We start from the raw sequence: 18,072 nt of genomic DNA on the forward strand, positions 1-18,072 counted from the left end.
ATCGTCACCGGAGCGGGCCTGACCAAAACCATGCAACTGCACAAAAGCAGCCGCAACTTTTTCATTCCCGTCAGGGTGTTGGGCAAAGTGTTCCGCGGCAAGTTTATGGAGCAGCTTCAAAAGCTTCGTTCCGGCAACAAGCTGCGGTTTCCCTCCTCCTGCGGCCGGCTCAAGGACTCCCGCGCATGGAGCGGATTCAGGAACAGCCTCTACGAAAAGACCTGGATCCCCTACATCAAGGAAACCTTCAATGGTTTTGGCAACGCCATCGATTATCTGGGGCGCTACACCCACCGGATCGCCATCAGCAACGCCAGGATCATCGCTGTCGGCGATTCGCAGGTCTCCTTCTGGGCGAACGATTACAAAACGGGCCAAAAGAAGACCGTGACCCTGTCCCATGAAGAGTTCATCCGCCGGTTCCTCATGCATGTCTTGCCCTGCGGATTCCAGAAGATCCGCTACTACGGGTTCCTCAACAACCGGAGCAAGAAGGCGAGCCTGAAGCTGATTGCCAAGCTGACAGGGAAGATGTTGTCCCAGGCGCGATTCGCATCCATGCAGCCGGACGAGATCCTGCATGTGCTTTGGAACATCAACCTAAAGCAATGTCCCATGTGCAGCAACAACACCATGCGTTATGCTGGCCGGACCTTTGTCTTCAGGAACTAGGTTTCTCCCAATTCCACAACCTTTTTTCAGCCTTTTTCGCAAAGGCTTTGTTTGCGTTGCGGCAATCGGCGGTCCGAACGGCTTTTGCTGCCGGTCCACTCCGAAAGGTCCCGCCTTTTCCACAAAAAGACCACAGGATGGAAGTGACCAATCCCCATATTCCGGATCACCGGCTAACATCCGCGAGTTGGTACAATCGTGAAGAACCACATTTGGAGCAACTGAAGTTCGTCTCTAGTTGCTCTTTTTTGATTGCTCCAAATGTGATACTTCACTTATGAATTATACAACACAATTCCCCTGCATGCCTTGAAATATTATTACTTCTTATGGTTTTAATGGGTTTATTCTGACTTCTGCAATAGCCATGTCAGGGCCGTCATCTCCCCTTCCAATTCCTCGCATTCAGCCTCCTGGCTTTGCACATAGCCTTCGAACAGCGCCGTTTTTTCCGGATGCAGGACCTGCAACTCCCGGGCCCTTGTCCGGATGCAGGCCTGCTGGGTTTCGTTCAGGGCCGTCAAGGCCGCCCCGTCGAAAGCCAGCTCGTCCACCAGGCGGACCCCCACCTCCCGGAAGACCTCCAGCCAGTCCGCCCGGGTTGGATAATCCATTGGGGAACCCTCCGGAACATAGGCGTCGTCGATGAGGATGTGGCCCGAAGGCTTGACGGCGGGCTTCAGCTTCTCAACGGTCTCTTTGGGGCTCCCCAGGACGTCCCCTGCGGCACCCAGGATCACAATGTCATAGTTGCGCTCCTTTTCCACAGCCTGGTTGGCGTCCTCCACCCGGAAGGAACAGAGCGCCTCCACCCCATGCTCCACGGCCCTTTTCCGCGCCTCTTCGATGAATTCCGGGAGGAGGTCCACCCCCTTGACCGTGCAGCCGAAGGTTTTCGCCAGATGGATGCCCACTGCCCCCTTGCCGCAGGCCAGATCCAGCACCTTCGCCTTCTCCGGCGCGGGCACATGCTTCCCGATCAGCGCCTCCATGTCCCGGGGGCTGGACCCCATGTCCCAAAGGTCCTGGAGCAGATAGGGAAGGAAAGGAATCAGTTCCGTCGTTTCCGCCGTCAGGGATTTTGCCAGTTTCTCTTCCAACTTGGACATATGCGTTCTCCTTTCGCTTCGGGTCACAGGACGTGCCCTGTCATTACCCAAAGTATACCCCATTCCAGCAGAATTTTCCACCCGGTCGCGGCAACAAAACAGACGAGCCCCCCAGGGCATGCGCCCCTGGATGGCTCGTCTGACTGCAAGGGAGCTGGCCGGTCAAAGACCGCCAATCTCCCGAATGTAACTTCTGGCTTTCAAAGCATATTCATACGGATTCGCCTTCTTGGGGTCCTGTTCCGCTTCCACGATGAACCACCCCTCGTATTCGGACTTGTCCAGCAGTTCAAACACGGACTTGAAATCGACGCATCCGTCGCCAGGTATGGTGAAGCAACCTTCCAAGACGGCCTTCCGGAATTTGTACCCTTCCTCCACGGCTGTCTTCATCCTGTCTGGCCGCACATCCTTCAGATGGACATGGCCCACGCGGCCCGCAACACGTTCCAAGGCTTCCACGGCGTTTTCACCCGAGAAGGTGAAATGTCCGGTGTCATAGCATAAAAACACATGCCTGGGATCCGTATTGTCCAGCAGCCGCACGGTTTCTTCCAGCGTCTGGACAACGGTCGCCATATGGTGATGGAAGCACAGCTTGAATCCCCGGTCGGAAGCGACCTTTCCAAGCTTGTCCAGCCCGGCACACAGAAGATCCCATTCCTGGTCCGAGGCGACCGGCTTGTTTCCGCCAAACATGGACAACTCCGATGCGAACAGGTTGTAGCTGAGTTCACAGACGTTGATTCGGCTGCATCCGACTTTCTCCAGAAAATCCAGCTGTTCCACGAAAGCCTTCTCATTCTCCTCGTAGGGAGTGGTGCAGAGGAGGGAGGAAAACCATTGGCTAGCGATTTCCAACCCCCTGATGTCAAGGGAATGCTTCAAAACGGCCGGATCCTGGGGGAACTTGCCTCCCACTTCCGTTCCTGTGTATCCGGCTAGGGCCATCTCGCTGACGCTTTGCTCATAGGTGAGTTCCCCACCCAGTTGGGGCATGTCGTCATTGCTCCAGTTGATTGGGGCGATGCCCAGCTTTATTTCTCGGTTTTCAAACATGGTCGTCCTTCCTTCTTATGCGAAAATACCCATAATGGCCTTTACGGCATCTTCAGTTCCGGATTTGGGGAACAGCTCACAGCCGACCCTGTCCGTATAGTTGAGGTTCCGCAAATGCTTGATCACAAAGGGATAGTTGACTTCACCCGTGCCAGGTTCATGCCTGCCTGGCGCATCCGCGATGTGGATATGCCCGATAGTATCGATGTATTTTGTCAAGGTGTCGCAGATGGAACCTTCGTTGAGCTGCATATGGTAGACATCGTAAAGGATCTTGAGCTTCGGAGAGCCGATCAGCCGGATCATTTCAGCGGCCATTTGGGTGTGCTTGAGATAGTTCCCCACATGGTCTGTGGTGATGTTGAGCGCCTCCAGGTTGCAGGCGATGCCGTATTCTTCCGCCAAGCGGGCCGATTCCTTCAGTGTGTCGTACATGGAGCAGATTTTCACGGTGTCGGACAGATCCTCATAGCGCTCCACCACTTTCCCCGCATCCCCAAGGGCGTTGGAATGGATGGTGACACTCAGTGCCCCGATTTTTTTGGCGGCTTCCAGCGACCTCCTCAGAAATTCCAGGTAAGGGGCCTTGTGGCTGGGGTCCACGAGGGAATAGTCGGCGTCCCCATTGAACCCGCTGATGCCGATTCCCGCCTCTTCGGCAAGCTTCTTGATCTGGTCCAGATCCTTGTCTTCCCAACTCCAGAATTCGACATAATCGAATCCGGCCTTCTTCGCTTCTTCAAACCGCTTTTCCCATGGATATTCCGTAAACAGTGTTTCGATGCACGCTGTCGTTTTCATAAAACCCTCCCGTTCTTATTACATCAGCTCGCTGATTTTTACAATGCGGTTCTCCTGGTCGGAAAGCAGCGCCGCTTTTGCGATCAGCATGGACATGAGTCCGTCACGGCCGTCCACCAGCACCGGCGTGTCCTCCTGCACCGCCTTTATGAACGCCTCGACTTCCGCACCATAGGCATTCCCATACCGGTCCTCGATGGTCACCAGCGGCTTCTCTCCGATGATTCCCTCTACCGTATGGAGGGTCGCCTGGGAGAATACATCGTTCTCAACCGTCACCGCCCCTTTGGTACCGAACACTTCGGCACGTTGGTCATAGCCATAGACAGCCTGCCAGCTGTTGTCGATCACACACAGGGAACCATCTTCAAACTTCAGGGTGCAGACGATCGTATCCACCCGGGTGATTTCCGGTTTGTCCTTGTTGATCAGCTTGCTTCCCGATGCAAAGACTTCGACGACTTCCGAATTGTTCAGGAACCTTGCCATATCGAAGTCATGGATGGTGGTATCCGTGTAGATGGAGCAGTGCTCTCCTCCTGGAGCCGTGAAGTATCCCATTGCGGGGGCTTTGGGGTCGCGAGAGGTGATCTTGATCACATGGACGTCGCCCAGTGCGCCGGTTTTCAAATATTCGTGCGCCTTTGCGAAATTCTTGTCAAACCGTCTGTTGAAGCCAAGCTGGAGCTTGATTCCGGTCTTTTCGACAACTTCCATCGCCTTCTTGATTTTGCTGATGTCATAGTCGAAGGGTTTTTCACAGAAGACATGTTTTCCTTTTTCTGCCGCTTCGATGATGAGGTCGCCATGCAGCGCAGCCGGAGCACAGATGATGACCGCTTCCACCTCGGGATCTTCCATTATGACCTTGTAATCCTCGACGGCAAGGGGGAAGTCCATCTCTTTGGCCCAGGCGTTGTAGAACTCCGGCATGGGGTCCGCCACATACTTCAACCTTACTTGGGGCATCCGCATGATGTTCTTGATATGCACTCTTCCAACCGCACCTGCACCGATTACGCCAATCGTTGTCTTCTTCATTCGTTTCTCTCCTTATGCACTCTTCAATGGATGTCCGGGTGCAGAATCGTACCCGGACCTGCTGTTGTTGTTATTGGATATTGTCGATGGTGATCAGCTCTGCCAATGTCTTCGTATGGGCCTCCAGCGTTTGCCCTTCGATGGCCGCCAGGGCGGCTTCGATGGCGGCTTTCGCCTGGAGGTTCGGATACTGGGCTACCGTTCCCACCAGCGTTCCGGCCTTGATCGCCTCCATGTCGTCGGCGGATGCGTCGAAGTCAAAGACCGAAATCTGTCCAGCCAGACCTGCCTGCTCGATTGCCTGGATGGCCCCTTGTCCCATTTCTGCACTGACCGCCCAAACGACTTTGATGTCCGGTTGGGATGTGAGGATGTTCTGCATTACGTTGAACGCCTGGTTCCTGTCCCAGTTGGCTGTCTGGGAGGCCACCACTTCGAAGTTGTCCGTAAGCTGGTCCAGGAATCCGTTCATGCGCTGCTCTCCTGCCAAAACACCGGCAGCACCTTCCAGGACGGCAACCTTGCCTCCGTCGATGGTTTCCACCGCGTATTTGCCTGCCAGGGACGCCGCCTCATACTGGTCGATGCCCACATAGGTTTCCACCTTGCCGCCGTCCGCCGCAAGGGCATCCAAGTCGATGGTGTCGTTCACAAGGATGACCGGTATTCCCGCCTGATTGGCCTTGACGATGGTGGGGTTCAGCGCCTTGGAATCCGCTGCGGAGAGGATGATGGCGTCAAATCCGCCTGCGATGGCGTTTTCCATGTATTGGATCTGTGTTTCCACGTTCGTTTCCTTCTCGGGAGCCTGGAACGCCAGGTCCACACCAAGTTCTGTCGCCGTTTCCAGCGCGCCTGTTTGCATGTCGATCCAGAATTGGTCCGTCAGCGCCTTTACGATATAGGCGATTTTCACCTTGTCCTCCGAACCGCTCCCGCCTGCTGTTTCTCCTCCTGTTGCCGGTGCACTTGGCCCTTCACTTTTTCCACATCCCACAAGTCCTACAAGCAGACTCAGAACAAGCATAACTACCCACACCTTTGCTTTTTTCATCTTAACTTCCTCCTTTTTCTTTTGAAATTGATTTTTTCTATATAAACTTGAATCCAAGCTCATATCCATCCAATCCCTATTTTCTTCCCTTTAACGAGTCAAAGAGTACCGCAGCGATGATGATCACACCGATAATCAGCTGCTGCAGGTAGGACGACACATTCAGTAGGTTCAATCCGTTGCGGATGACCCCCATGATGATGGCACCCAGCAGGGTTCCCCACACATTTCCGAAACCGCCTGTCAGCCGCGCCCCGCCAATGACCGCGGAGGCGATCGCATCCAGTTCATAGCCCGTGCCCGCAATGGATTGGGCGGAATTCAATTTCGAAACCAGCACCACAGACGCCAGTGCGGCGGTCAGCCCGCTGAGACTGTACGCAAGGATCTTGACCCGGTCCACATTGACCCCCGAAAGCCTGGTGGCCTCCTCATTGCCTCCTATGGAATAGATGAACCGTCCGTACTTCCTGTACCTCAAGAGATAATGGAACCCCGCATACAGGATGAGCATGAAGAGGATCTGCACAGGAATTCTGGTCCCCATGATGTTTCCCGATCCGATCCATCTGAAGGAGGGGCTATAGCCAGTGATTGTGCGCCCGTTGGCCAAGGTGAGGGCGGCGCCCCTCGCCATGCTCATCATACCCAGTGTTGCGATCATGGGCTGCAGCTTGAATTTCGAAATCAACATGCCGTTGAATGCGCCGCAGGCCATGCCGACCACAACCCCAGCCACGACGGCAACCACCGGATTGACGCCGCCGTCAACCATCAATTTCCCCATCACGATTCCGACGAAGGCGAGAATTGAACCGACGGACAGGTCGATTCCACCTGTAAAAATGACGATGGACATCCCGACCGCAAGGACGGCGTTTACAGTGATTTGCTGCATGATGTTGATCAGGTTGGCCTGGGTCATGAACACAGGCGACAGCATCCCCAGAAGTACGCTCAGCACCACCAATACGATCACCGTTGTCAATTTGCTCAAATCAAGCTTCAAACTTTTAAGATTCATGGTCATCTACCTTTCTTCCATTACTATTGATCCAGTAGCATACTTGATGACTTTATCGTCCGTGAGCATCGCAAGCTCATCCGGTTCGATACGGCCCGTTATTTCACCTTCATGCATGACATAGATCCTGTCGCTTATCCCCATGCATTCCGTGAGCTCCGAAGAAACCACAATGACGGCTTTCCCCTCTTCCTTAAGCTTGTTCATGATCTTATAGATTTCCGCTTTCGCGCCGACATCGATGCCCCGTGTGGGTTCGTCAAAAATGATGACGTCGAATTGTGTGTTCAACCATTTGCAGATTACAACCTTCTGTTGGTTTCCACCACTTAAGTTTTTCGCTTTCTGCTCCAGGGATGGCGTTTTGACTTTCACCGCACTGGCCAACGCCTGGTTGTTCTCGTTCTCCCTTTTTCGATCCAGTCCGAACCTGCCCATGGCCGTGTCTAGATTCGCCAACGATATGTTATCGTTCAATCCGAACTCCAGAATCAATCCCTGGTTCTTCCTATCTTCCGCCAGAAGGACGATGCCGTTCCTTTTTGCGTCTTCACAACTTCTGATTCTGACGCTTCGCCCGTTGACGATGATTTCACCGCTGTCGAATTTATCCGCCCCGAAGACCGCACGCATCAGTTCGGTCCTGCCAGCACCCATCAGCCCATAGAATCCGGTTATCTCACCGGCCCGGGCATAGAAAGACACGTCCTTCAGCAGTTTTCCCTGACACAGGTCCACCACTTCCAAAACCTTTTCCCCGGGCACCACATCGACCTTGGGGTAATAGTTGGTGATTTCCCTGCCCACCATCAAGGTGACCATGATGTCGATCGTGATGTCCTTGACGTTCCGTGTGTCGACATATTTCCCATCCCTGAAAATCGTGATCCTGTCCCCGATCTTCATTATTTCTTCCAACCGGTGTGAGATGTAAACGATTGCCTTGTCTTTTTCCTTCAGGTCGGCAATGATCCTAAACAAGGCGTCGACTTCCTTTTCTGTCAGGGCCGATGTGGGCTCGTCCATGATGATGATGTCCGATTCGAAGGACAGGGCCTTCGCAATTTCCACCATCTGCATCTGGCCGACACTCAGGTCGTTCACCAAGGTCTTCTCCGATATGCCTGCATCGATCGAATCCAGCAGCACCTTGGCATCCCGGTTCATCTTCTTCCAGTCGATGCCACCCGACTTGTTCCGGGGCTGCCTACCCAAAAAGATGTTTTCCGCAATTGTCAGATTCTTTAGCAGGTTCATCTCCTGGAAAATGATGCTTACCCCACGCTCCCTCTGGCCGTTGATGCTTTCGCATACGATGTCCTCGCCTTTCAATTTCACAGTCCCTTTATAGTCCGTATTGACGCCGGCCAACACCTTCATGATCGTCGACTTTCCGGCCCCGTTTTCTCCCAACAGGACATGGACCTCTCCACGTCTTGCATCGAATTTGACCCCATCCAATGCAAGCACTCCCGGGAACTTTACCGTGATGTCCTTCATTTCCAGAATAGACTCACCTTTACGTCCACCCATCCGACGCGCCCTCCTTCCAAAACATATTTGACCTCCTGCATTTGTGCCCGTGCACATTTTTGTTATGGTCATTATATTACGCCAAGATTGCGGCATTGTCAATACTTATTATTTATGTTTTATACTTTCAACAATTTAATCACCATTTAATTGTGCATTTCTTATATGTTATAATGTTTTTTCTTCCATTTTATTTGCCCGTGCACATTTCTGCTTAAAATAGAATGCGTCGAGGGGGCTCCTTTCCTAGACGCATTCAGATGATACGATGTGGAAAACCGTCTTTTCATGTTCGTTTTCAATCCCTTTATCCAGCAGCAGATAGTCCCGCAGCAACTGGATCGACCGGTATCCCTGCATGAACATGTCCTGCTCGATCACGAAATCCACAAGACCTTCCTTGAGCAGCTCTATGGTCGACGGTGTCGTGTCATGGGAAACGATGAATGTCTGCCCCTGCATCCCCATACCCTTGACGGCTTCGCCGCACGCCACAATTCCCCCGATCGCCATGTAGATGTAACGGATCTCCTTGTCCGCCCCCAGCATTTCCGAGATTTTCCCATAGGTCAGTTCATATTTCTCATAGGTGTAGATGACTTCCCAACAGTTCTTGTCTACCCCACGGTCGGACATGTACTCCTCAAACCCTCTCACTCTGTTCACATGGGCATTGAATTCCGGAATGCCTGCCACAACCAGAATCCGCCCTCCATCCCGAAGGTGCTTGTAGATGATTTCGGCTGCGACGCGGCCACTCTGGAAGGTGTCTTGACCGACAAAACACTTCCTTCTGCTTCCTGGAATATCTGAATTGATCGTAACCACGGGTATCCCCAAAGCATCCAACTCGTTGATCTTTTCCACGAGGATTGGTGAATTCTGGGCGCTTATGGCCAATCCTGCCACGCCGGCTCCAATCATCTCGTCCATCTTCTTCACATAATCCCCTGGATTGTTCGGATCGCAAACCGCAGTCAACACCTTTATGCCAAGGTCCTTGCTTTCCTCGATGATCTTCCTTATTCCCCGGTTCACTTCCGTGCTGAAGTACCCCTGCTGGTCAGGCAGCAGCACCCCCAATTTTTTTGTGTTCTTGTTGAACGCCAACGCTCTAGCCACGGTATTGGGTTTGTACTCCAACCTTTCAATCGTGTCCAGGACCTTTTTTTCCACATCCGGCTTTACGCTGCCCCGCTTGTTGATGACGCGGTCCACCGTCCCCCGGGAAACCCCCGCCTGTTCCGCAACCATCCGCATAGTCACCCGCATACTCCCACCTCCCCATAGATTCCGCCTTCAAAACCAGTCAATAACGCACCCGAAGTCGTATCTAAATTGTAACAGCATGTTCCCGGATTTGTCAAGTGTGTCCGGGCACATCATTAGCCCTCTCTGGGAAATCCCGTCACAGCAGCCCCACGTCCAGCCCCACCGGGCGTCCGTCGGGCAGGATGCCCTCCCCGTCCCAGTGGACGGTGTAGAGCCGGCTCCTGTAGCGGATCCCCCGGAACTTCTCCAGGTGCGGGGCCAGGGGATGGTCCTGGAACAGCCCCAGCAGCAGGTAGTCATGACCTGCCGCCTCCCGGGCCGTCTTCTCCACCAGGAGGGCCAGGCTCTCCGGGTCCCCCTCCCGGGAACAGAGCAGGGCGAACCCGGCCTCCCGGGCCGGGACCCCGGGGGCGGGCAGCCGGGGATAGCCCGCCAGCTCCAGGGGGAGATGCCGCAGCAGGCGGTAGACCCCCCGGTATTCCATGGGGATGTGCTGCTTCACCGCCGCCTGGTTCCAGAGCACGCAGCCCGCTACAGGCTGTCCGCTCCCATCCCGAAGCAACCGGATGTCCGACTCCTCCACCCCCCAGGGCCGGCCGGTCTGGCTGAAGTTCCACTCCGGGGCCCGGGGGCCGTACAGGGACCAGAGTTCCTCCCAACTCCCCCCGGTGAGGACCATCCCCTTTTTATCGTCCCATGGACGGAACCCACGCAACCCACACAACCCAGGAAATCCGCCGAACCCGCCCGTGGCCAGGCAGTGGACCGTGTAGCCCCCCAGCTCCCGGTAGGCGGGCATGTTCCTCCGGGGCTTCTCCAGCATCCGCCGGGCCGCCAGGTTCTCCTCCAGGATGGTGGTGTAGTAGACGTCCACCCGCTCCCGGGTGGCCTCGTAAAGGAGCCTGTAGGCCCTAGGCCCCAGGGGCACCCGGCCCCGGTACTCCCCCAGGCTCTTCAGGCCCGTCAGGTAGCCGGTGCGCCCCACCTGCCCGTTGATCCAGGCCGGCCGCAGGATGCAGGCCCCCATGGCGGCGATCCTCCCCGTGCCCAGGTCCCGGACCACCACCACCTCCACCTCCCCCTCCCGGGCCAGGGAAAACCAGGCATCGGGACGGCGGGTGAACAGGACCGAAATCCCTCCGGGGAAGGCCCCGTCCTCGTACAGCGCAAGGAGCGCCTTCCCGTCCGAAGGCCCCGCCAGCTCCACGGCGAACCCCCGGTCCGCCTCACTTGGGCCCCGCATCCAGGTTCCTCCCCAAGGGCACGTCCATCTTCTCGTCCACTTCCCTCCCCAGCCGCAGGTTCATGGCCCAGAACAGGGCCCACAGGGGCGGGCTGCTCCTGCCCATGGCCGCCAGCCCCCGGTCAAAGACCGTCGGAAGGGAGGCGAAGGCCTTCCGGCTTTCCCTGCAGCGCCGGGCCAGCTCCTCCGGGGACATGCGCTTCGGCAGGAAGGCCGCCTGCCCGTAATGGTAGTCCTCCTCAAGCCACCACCGGTCCCAAAGCAGGCGCCCCTCTGCCTCCAGCCGGTCGTACAGCGGGGTCCCCGGAAAGGGCAGCAGGTGGTTGAAGGCCGCCGTATGGAACTTGTGCCGCCGGGCGAACTCCAGGGTCCTAGCGAAGGTGTCCCCGGTGTCCCCGTCGTAGCCGAAGACGAAGGTGGCGTAGATCCCGATCCCCGCGTCGTGGATCCGCTCCACCAGCAGGTCCCGGTCCGCCCCGGCCTGGGACTTGCCCATCTGCCGGAGGCTCTCCGCCTCCAGGGACTCGAACCCCACCAGGATCAGCTCGCAGCCGCTCCTCTTCATCCGCTTCAGGAGGTCCTTGTCCCGGGCCATGGACAGGGTCCCCTGCCCCGCCCATTTGATCCCCAGGGGGGCCATCCGGTCGAAGAGTCCCTTGGCATGCCCCACATCCGCCACCAGGTTGTCGTCCACCAGGAAATGGTACTTGTGGGGGGACTTCTCCAGATCCCCCAGCACCGCCTCCGGATCCCGGGGGTGGTAGCGGCAGCCGTAGTACCCGGCGATGGCGCAGAACTCGCAGCGGTGGCCGCAGCCCCGTCCCGTCTCCACCAGGGAGATGGGCAGGTATTTCTTCCCCGCGTAGATGGAGCGGTCCGGGGCCGCAAAGCTTCCTCCCCGGGGGCCCTCGTAGCGGGGCGCAAGACGTCCCCGCCCCAGGTCCGCAAGCAATTCTTCCCAGACCCCTTCCGCGTTCCCCACCAGCACGCAGTCCCCGTACAAGGCCGCTTCCTCCGGAAAAAGGGTGGGGTGGTAGCCCCCCAGGACCACGGGGATCCCCCGCTCCCGGAACCGGGCGGCGATGGCGTAGCTGCGCTTGGCGGTGTAGGTCTCCACCGGGATGGCCACCAGGTCCGTCTTGGTCTGGTAGTCGACCTGCTCCACCCGGTCGTCGAACAGCTCCCGCTCCCAATCCGGCGGGGTCAGGGCGCTCAGCACCCCCACCGTCAGCGGCTCCATTTTCCAGGAGCCGATATAAGGCTCCCCCGGCTTCTTTCCGATGGCCGGCAGGATGAACGTGACCTTCATGGCGCCACCTCCTTGTTGTCCTTGTTGTCCTTGTTGTCCCTGTTGTCCTTGATGTCCGAATTGTCCGTCATGACCTCCGGGGTGAACCGGACGAACTTGTCCGCGTACCCCTTGTAGCCCAGGTTCACCGGCCAGGCGATGTGGGGGCTCAGCCGGAAGGGGGACAGCCGCTTCCAGATGTTGGCGGTCCGGTAGGTCTCCCGCCAGGCCCATTCCGTCCCCGCCTCCAGCTCCTCAGGGGTCATCCGGGCGGGCGCGAAAACGCAGTGCTCCACATCGTACAGCGCCCAGTCCCTCTTCAGGATCCGGCCCTGGGCCTCCAGCCGGGCGTGCAGCTCCGTCTTCGGGAAGGGGGTCAGGATGGAATACCGGGGCAGGTCGATCTTGGTCCGCACGGCCATCTCCACCGTCCGCTCGAACACGGAGGCGTCCTCCTCGTCGGAGCCGAAGGCGAAACAGCCCTGGACCAGGATGCCGGCGCCGTGGAGGACCTTCATCAGCTCCCCGTAGTCCTCCACCTGGTTCACCCCCTTGTGGAGGTCCTTCTGGGAGGACTGGTGCACGGACTCGAAGCCCACCAGCAGCCCCCGGCAGCCGCTTTTTTCGAAGGTCTCCACCAGCTCCCGGTCGATGCCCACCGCCGATGTCACCAGGCCGAACCAGGATTTCTTCAGGGGGGCCAGCTCCCGGAAGAGCTCCAGGGCGTATGCCCTGTCCGCGATCAGGTTCACATCGGGAAAAAGGACCTCCCGCCCGGGAAGCGCCTCGATTTCCGCCGCCACCTCCCGGACGGGGCGCTTGTAGAGGGTCCGTCCGAAAGCGGCGGGATAGGCGCAGAAGCTGCAGGGAAGGGAACACCCCCGGACCGCCTCCACGGTGTTCATGGTGATGTAGCGCCGCTTGTCCAGCAGGTCCCGCCGGGGGACTGGCCGCCCAGCGATGGTGTAGCCGGGCTGCTGGCTGTACAGGCGTCCCAGGCGTCCGGCGGCGTAGTCCCGCAGGAGCCGGGGGAAGCTCTCCTCCGCGAAGCCGGTCACCACCGCGTCCGCGTGGAGGGCCGCCTCCTCCGGCATCAGGGTGGGATGGACCCCGCCCAGCACCACGGTCTTCCCCTGCCTCCGGAAATGGTCCGCATAGGCGTAGCACCGGGGGGCCGTTCCCGTGATGCAGGTGATGCAGACCAGGTCCGCCTCCAGGTCCAGGGGGATGCTTCCCGCCGTCTCGTCGTAAATCGCCAGGCCCCGGCAGAGCTCTTCGGGCACCAGGGCCGCCAGGGTGGTCAGTGTCAGTGGGGCGTAATGGAGGCTCCTCCCGAAGCTTCCGCCGTGTCTGTGCATGGCCCCCGCAGGGGCCAGGAATGCGATTTTCATAGGAACCCTCCCTTCAGCACCTTGTGCCATCCACCCTCCAGCTGCAGCAGCGGAGGCTTCACGTCCCCCAGCCGCTGCCCCCTGGCCACGCAGGCCTCCAGGTATTCCCGGGCCGCGTCCCTTTCCAGGCGGTAGACCGCCGGCGCCTTCAGCTGCCCCAGGCGTCGGCAGTAGTCGTAATGGAAATTCTCCCTAAGGGCCATGTCCAGGACCTCCGGGTCCGGGCTCCCCCCGGAGTAGAGCACATACCGGTCCCCCTCCGGCGCCAGGAAGGCCAGCCCCTGGGGAAGGTCCAGCCGTCCCAGGACCTCCCCCACGAACCCTTCGGCAAGCTTCTCCCCGAACAGGTCCGACACCCGCCCCTTGCGTCCCAGGAAGCGGAGCAGGGGGATCCGGCCCAGGAAGCCCGTGACCTCCACCTCGTCCTTCAACCGGTACCGGTAGAGCCCCCCGGAGGTGGTCAGGACCACGCTCCCCCGGCATCCCCGCTCCAGCCTGTGGGCCGGCAGGACGCTCCCGTCCTCCAGCTCGAACTCGAAGAAGTGGGAGCGGACGCTCAGGGCCGCCCCCCGCTCCCCCCAGACCGGAAAGGAGACGAAGCCCTCCGTGGCCAGCAGCCCCTTGGGCTGGAAGGCGACCCCGGGCAGACGCTCCTTCAGGGACCGGGCGGGACCGGCGGCCTGGGCGTCCGCCCAGCAGCTCACCGCGGCCAGCCTTTTCCACAGGGTCTGGGGGGAACCCAGCCCTTCCGCCTCCACCCGGTCCAGGAGCAGCTCCAGGTAGGTGGGGTTCCAGACGGACAGGAAGGTCAGGTTCCCGGAACCGGCCAGGGTCCGGGCCGTCCGTCCCAGGAAGGCGTCCATGTCCTCCTCCCGCCCCAGGCTGCCCGGCGCCGCCAGCACAAGCCCCAGGAGCCACTGCTCCAGACGGCCGAAATAGGCCCGATCCTCCTCGAAGCCGATGGGGACGCCCCCTTGTGTGCGCCGCCGCCCGGTGGCCGCCGGGGTGACGGACCAGTAGCTCTTCCCCCAGCGCATCCCCTCAAGTCCCGGGGCCGTGTACAGGTCGTAGATCCAGGGCTTCAGCCCCTGCTGGAACTCCTCCCGCAGCCCCTGGGTGTAGGGGATCAGCTTGGTCCCGGAGGTGGAGCCGCTGGTGGGTTCCAGCAGCAGCACCTTCTCCGCCGTCAGCACGTTCTGCTCCCCCGCCCGGATCCGGGCCAGCCAGGGCTCGAAATCCCCGTAGTCCCGCAGGGGCACCCGTTCCCGGTAGCCCTCCATGTCCCGGATCTTTGCGAAGCCGTGGGCCCTGCCGAAATCCGTCCCGGCGTTGCGGGCCAGGATGCCCAAAAGCTTCTCCTGCTGGACCTTCTCCACGTCCCGGATGTACCGGAAGTCCCGGTGCGCCTTCCGGTACATCCCCAGCATGGCGGAATTGGCCAGGAAACAGACCAGCCCCCCCATCATGGCGCACCTCCCAGGAGCCGGCCCGCCACCCCGGGGCGGAGGTTTTCCGCCTCCAGCCGGGCCAGGCAGACCAGGTCATCCCCCTGGACATGGCCTGGGTTCTTCCGGAGGAAATAGGCCACATCCGGGTCCCGCTCCTGGCGGATTCCCGCGTCCGCCACCCCTGGCCGGAGCCGGTCCCTGGCCTTCCCGTACCGGAGCACTCCGGCCGCCGGGTCATAGGCCTCCGGATACCGGGTGGAGCCGAAGGCGTCCATCAGCGCCTGCTCGTAGGCGGGGGTGGGCCGGTCCCGCCGGGGGAAGAACTCCCGGAAGAAAAGGGGCAGCATCCGGTAGGTCTTGTAGCCCTTGGATGTCAGGAACCAGTAGAACCGGTCATGCCCTTCGGCCACCTGGAGGAAATGCCGGGCGAATGCGGCAAAAAGCTCCATGCTCCCCCAATAGTCCTTGTGGATGATGGTGTCTCCGGAGAAGACCCCATGGACCTGTTCCCCCCGGACCTCCAACGTCAGCCGCTTCTGGGTGGAGAACCCCCGAAGACGGCCTTGGCCGTCCCGGAGCAGGATGCAGGTCTCCTTCTCCTCCAGGTCCTTGGCGAATGTCTGGGGGACCACGTTCTCATAGAACGCCTCCATCAGGGCCCACATGTCCCGGCGCTCCCCTTCCCCCAGGGAACCCACCGCCACCAGCTGCCCTTGGAGATTCCTGTGCTTCACATGTTCGTTCAAAATGATGAGCGCCTCCTTCCCGGTCGTCTGTTCAACGTCAATTGCGATGACTTGGGGTTGAACTGCCGCATGCCCAACTTAGAAAAAGCCGCCAAAAATCCATCCCACCACGCGGTCAAATATCCGGTCCGGCAGGATCCATCGCAGGAAAACGGAAGGTTTTGCCCCAAATCCCAGCAGATACCTTATCTTCGGCCTCTTTGCCGTTGCCGCCGCGACAACCGCCTTGGCGACCACAGACGGGTCCGACACCTTCCCGCCACGATATACTTTCCTCATGGCGTCCGCAACTTTTACGCTGCTCTTTTCGTAGGCGCCCCCTCGGGAAGTCCTTTTCAGGTTCTCTGCCGCTATCAATCCCCAGTCCGTCCTGATGCCGCCTGGTTCAATCACCACCACATCGATGCCGAAGCCTTCAATCTCCAGACGCAGGCAATCGCTCAGTGCCTCTACCGCAAATTTCGCAGCATGATACCATCCTCCAAAGCTGGTGTATATTTTTCCCCCCATGGAGGATATGTTGATGATCCTGCCAAAACCATGCCTTCTCATATGGGGAAGAACCAGCTGTGCCATCCTTGCAAGTCCGAAAACGTTGACCTCCATCTGCTTCCGCGCCTCCGATATGGGCACATCCTCCAGAGCGCCATAGGCCCCGTAGCCGGCATTGTTCACCAGCACATCGATTTTGCCTTCGTTTTCAACAATTGTCTCGATGCATCGGACCATGGAAGCGTCCTCTGTCACATCCAACGGAAGCGGTATCACCCCTTGCTCCTTGAGGGATTCCATTTTTTCAAGTCTTCTTGCCGCTCCGTAAACGGTGAAACCTGCCTTTTTCAGCCATATCGCGGATTCAAAGCCGATTCCGCTGCTGGCGCCTGTCACCAAAGCCACTTTTTTACCCATCCTCATCCCCCAAATCATTTTTTCAGCAAAAAGTCGATAATGTTCAGGTGCACGATGCCATCCCGTGAAAAATCGAATTTATCCATGGAAAGGACATACTTTGGATAACTGTCCTTGACCGCGTCATAGGCTCCAAATTCCCGCTGCATCACTTTTTCATCCGCCAGCAAATAGGCCACTTGATAATAAACACGTTTTTCTCCATCCATTACAATGAAATCAATCTCTCCCTTTGTGGTTTTTCCTACATAGACCTCATACCCTCTATGGATCAATTCATTGTACACAACATTTTCCATAAGTGCTCCGATTTCAGTTTTATAACCGGTATTATTTATTTTTGCCAGCCCAAGATCAGACAAATAATACTTGTCCGACCTTGTAAGGATTTTTTTGCCGCGGATATCATATCTTACCGCTTTGTTCATGATCAATGAGGAAGTTATGTATTCCAGATATTGGTAGATTGTTTCCGTCGAAATTTTTCTATTCACACTTTCAAAGTAATTGGATATCGATTTGGCTGAAAACGTTTGCGATGTGTTGAGCACCATATATTCAACAATCCTGTTGAGTACGTCCACATCTTTAATTCTGCTTCGCTGCACGATGTCCCTTAAGACAATCGAATTGTATAGGTCCCTTAGGTAAACTTTCGTTTCCGCTTCCGTATGCATGAGGAAACGTTGCGGCATGCCCCCATAATCCAAGTACTCCATGAAGTCTTTCTCGCTTGCCGCATCTTCAGCTATCCCCTTGATCATGCACATCTCTTTGAACGAAAAGGGCATGATCCTAAAACTTACATATCGCCCGGACAGATGGGTCGCCAATTCTCCAGACAAAAGTTTGCCGTTTGATCCGGCCAGGAATATGCTGCAATCCAGAGTAGCGCGAAATGAATTGATTGCTTTTTCAAAATTGCGGACATTCTGTATTTCATCGAACAGGAAATAATATCTCCTATCATCCGCAGCACGCTCTTTGACATACCTGTGCAAATCCATTTCATTTTCAATGAACGAATACTCCAGGTCTTCAAAATTCAAATAAATGATGTGGGACTCTTCAACCCCTTTTTCCAACAATTCAGCTGCAATCTGTTTCAGCAAGACTGATTTTCCGGACCGTCTTATTCCTATCAATACTTTAATCAGATCAGAATCAAAAAAAGGTCTTATCCTCGCTAAGTAATGCTCTCGTATGATCATTTTCCGGCCCCCTTTTCAATTCTATTATATCGAAACAACCAAATTGTTTCCAGTTTTATTTCGTTTCATCGAAATATATTTCTATTTTTGAGGTGGTTTTCGATGCGCACTTGGGGTCTGTCCCCAAGTGCGCATCCGTTCTCCTCCATTGTACCAAATCGCTGGCGCGATGGCTAGGCAAGGCACATCGTTTTTCAAGCCTTTAGTCTTTCCCGTAGCCATGTTTTTTTGATTTAGAACAAAAAAGTAGTAGCTGCTTTTGAATATGTGT

General features: G+C 57.2%; 17 protein-coding genes. 1 reads left to right on the forward strand and 16 read right to left on the reverse strand.

What is annotated here, in order from left to right:
* The coding region (locus tag GXN74_RS12515) for an IS91 family transposase (protein WP_212505801.1) at window positions 1-672 on the forward strand (672 nt) is incomplete at its 5' end.
* Between the two features lie 344 nt (window positions 673-1,016).
* On the opposite strand, the gene GXN74_RS12520 is transcribed toward GXN74_RS12515, so the two are convergent.
* The 16 genes from GXN74_RS12520 to GXN74_RS14330 all read right to left on the reverse strand — a co-directional run.
* Window positions 1,017-1,781, reverse strand: coding sequence for a class I SAM-dependent methyltransferase (locus GXN74_RS12520; RefSeq protein ID WP_162371280.1), 765 nt, complete (start codon window positions 1,779-1,781; stop codon window positions 1,017-1,019).
* 162 nt (window positions 1,782-1,943) lie between these two features.
* Entirely contained in the window at window positions 1,944-2,840 is an 897-nt protein-coding gene (gene iolE / locus GXN74_RS12525; protein ID WP_162371281.1) for a myo-inosose-2 dehydratase, read from the reverse strand.
* Between the two features lie 15 nt (window positions 2,841-2,855).
* Window positions 2,856-3,641 (reverse strand): TIM barrel protein, encoded by a 786-nt coding sequence (locus GXN74_RS12530; RefSeq protein WP_162371282.1) that lies wholly within the window; start codon window positions 3,639-3,641, stop codon window positions 2,856-2,858.
* Between the two features lie 18 nt (window positions 3,642-3,659).
* On the reverse strand, window positions 3,660-4,682 hold the full coding sequence (gene iolG / locus GXN74_RS12535) for an inositol 2-dehydrogenase (RefSeq protein ID WP_162371283.1): 1,023 nt from the start codon (window positions 4,680-4,682) through the stop codon (window positions 3,660-3,662).
* A gap of 70 nt (window positions 4,683-4,752) precedes the next feature.
* Window positions 4,753-5,736, reverse strand: coding sequence for a sugar ABC transporter substrate-binding protein (locus GXN74_RS12540; protein ID WP_162371284.1), 984 nt, complete (start codon window positions 5,734-5,736; stop codon window positions 4,753-4,755).
* Window positions 5,737-5,812: 76 nt separating this feature from the next.
* Window positions 5,813-6,760 carry an ABC transporter permease gene (locus GXN74_RS12545; RefSeq protein ID WP_212505802.1) on the reverse strand — a complete coding sequence of 316 codons (948 nt, stop codon included), beginning with the start codon at window positions 6,758-6,760 and terminating at the stop codon, window positions 5,813-5,815.
* 6 nt (window positions 6,761-6,766) lie between these two features.
* The gene (locus GXN74_RS12550; RefSeq protein ID WP_162371286.1) at window positions 6,767-8,293 is read right to left on the reverse strand and encodes a sugar ABC transporter ATP-binding protein; all 1,527 of its coding nucleotides are present in this window, start codon (window positions 8,291-8,293) and stop codon (window positions 6,767-6,769) included.
* Between the two features lie 246 nt (window positions 8,294-8,539).
* The gene (locus GXN74_RS12555) at window positions 8,540-9,565 is read right to left on the reverse strand and encodes a LacI family DNA-binding transcriptional regulator (protein WP_162371287.1); all 1,026 of its coding nucleotides are present in this window, start codon (window positions 9,563-9,565) and stop codon (window positions 8,540-8,542) included.
* 136 nt (window positions 9,566-9,701) lie between these two features.
* Window positions 9,702-10,808 (reverse strand): hypothetical protein, encoded by a 1,107-nt coding sequence (locus tag GXN74_RS12560; protein ID WP_162371288.1) that lies wholly within the window; start codon window positions 10,806-10,808, stop codon window positions 9,702-9,704.
* Window positions 10,792-12,117 (reverse strand): B12-binding domain-containing radical SAM protein, encoded by a 1,326-nt coding sequence (locus tag GXN74_RS12565; RefSeq protein ID WP_162371289.1) that lies wholly within the window; start codon window positions 12,115-12,117, stop codon window positions 10,792-10,794. Before GXN74_RS12565 ends, GXN74_RS12560 begins: the two co-directional genes overlap by 17 nt.
* Window positions 12,114-13,487: a B12-binding domain-containing radical SAM protein gene (locus GXN74_RS12570; RefSeq protein WP_162371290.1), complete on the reverse strand. Its 1,374-nt coding sequence runs from the start codon at window positions 13,485-13,487 to the stop codon at window positions 12,114-12,116. The genes GXN74_RS12565 and GXN74_RS12570 overlap by 4 nt, the downstream gene beginning before the upstream one ends.
* A complete protein-coding gene (locus tag GXN74_RS12575) occupies window positions 13,484-14,953 on the reverse strand; it encodes a GH3 family acyl-acid amido synthetase (protein ID WP_162371291.1) in 1,470 nt (489 codons plus the stop codon). Before GXN74_RS12575 ends, GXN74_RS12570 begins: the two co-directional genes overlap by 4 nt.
* Window positions 14,950-15,681 (reverse strand): hypothetical protein, encoded by a 732-nt coding sequence (locus GXN74_RS12580; RefSeq protein ID WP_162371292.1) that lies wholly within the window; start codon window positions 15,679-15,681, stop codon window positions 14,950-14,952. Before GXN74_RS12580 ends, GXN74_RS12575 begins: the two co-directional genes overlap by 4 nt.
* A 78-nt stretch (window positions 15,682-15,759) precedes the next feature.
* Entirely contained in the window at window positions 15,760-16,590 is an 831-nt protein-coding gene (locus GXN74_RS12585; protein WP_162371293.1) for an oxidoreductase, read from the reverse strand.
* Window positions 16,591-16,604: 14 nt separating this feature from the next.
* Window positions 16,605-17,801 carry an ATP-binding protein gene (locus tag GXN74_RS12590; protein WP_162371294.1) on the reverse strand — a complete coding sequence of 399 codons (1,197 nt, stop codon included), beginning with the start codon at window positions 17,799-17,801 and terminating at the stop codon, window positions 16,605-16,607.
* A gap of 81 nt (window positions 17,802-17,882) precedes the next feature.
* On the reverse strand, window positions 17,883-18,072 hold a 190-nt coding region (locus GXN74_RS14330; RefSeq protein ID WP_212505803.1), incomplete at its 5' end, for a hypothetical protein.

The organism is Anaerotalea alkaliphila (assembly GCF_010179735.1).
GTDB classification, from domain to species: Bacteria; Bacillota; Clostridia; order Lachnospirales; family Vallitaleaceae; genus Anaerotalea; species Anaerotalea alkaliphila.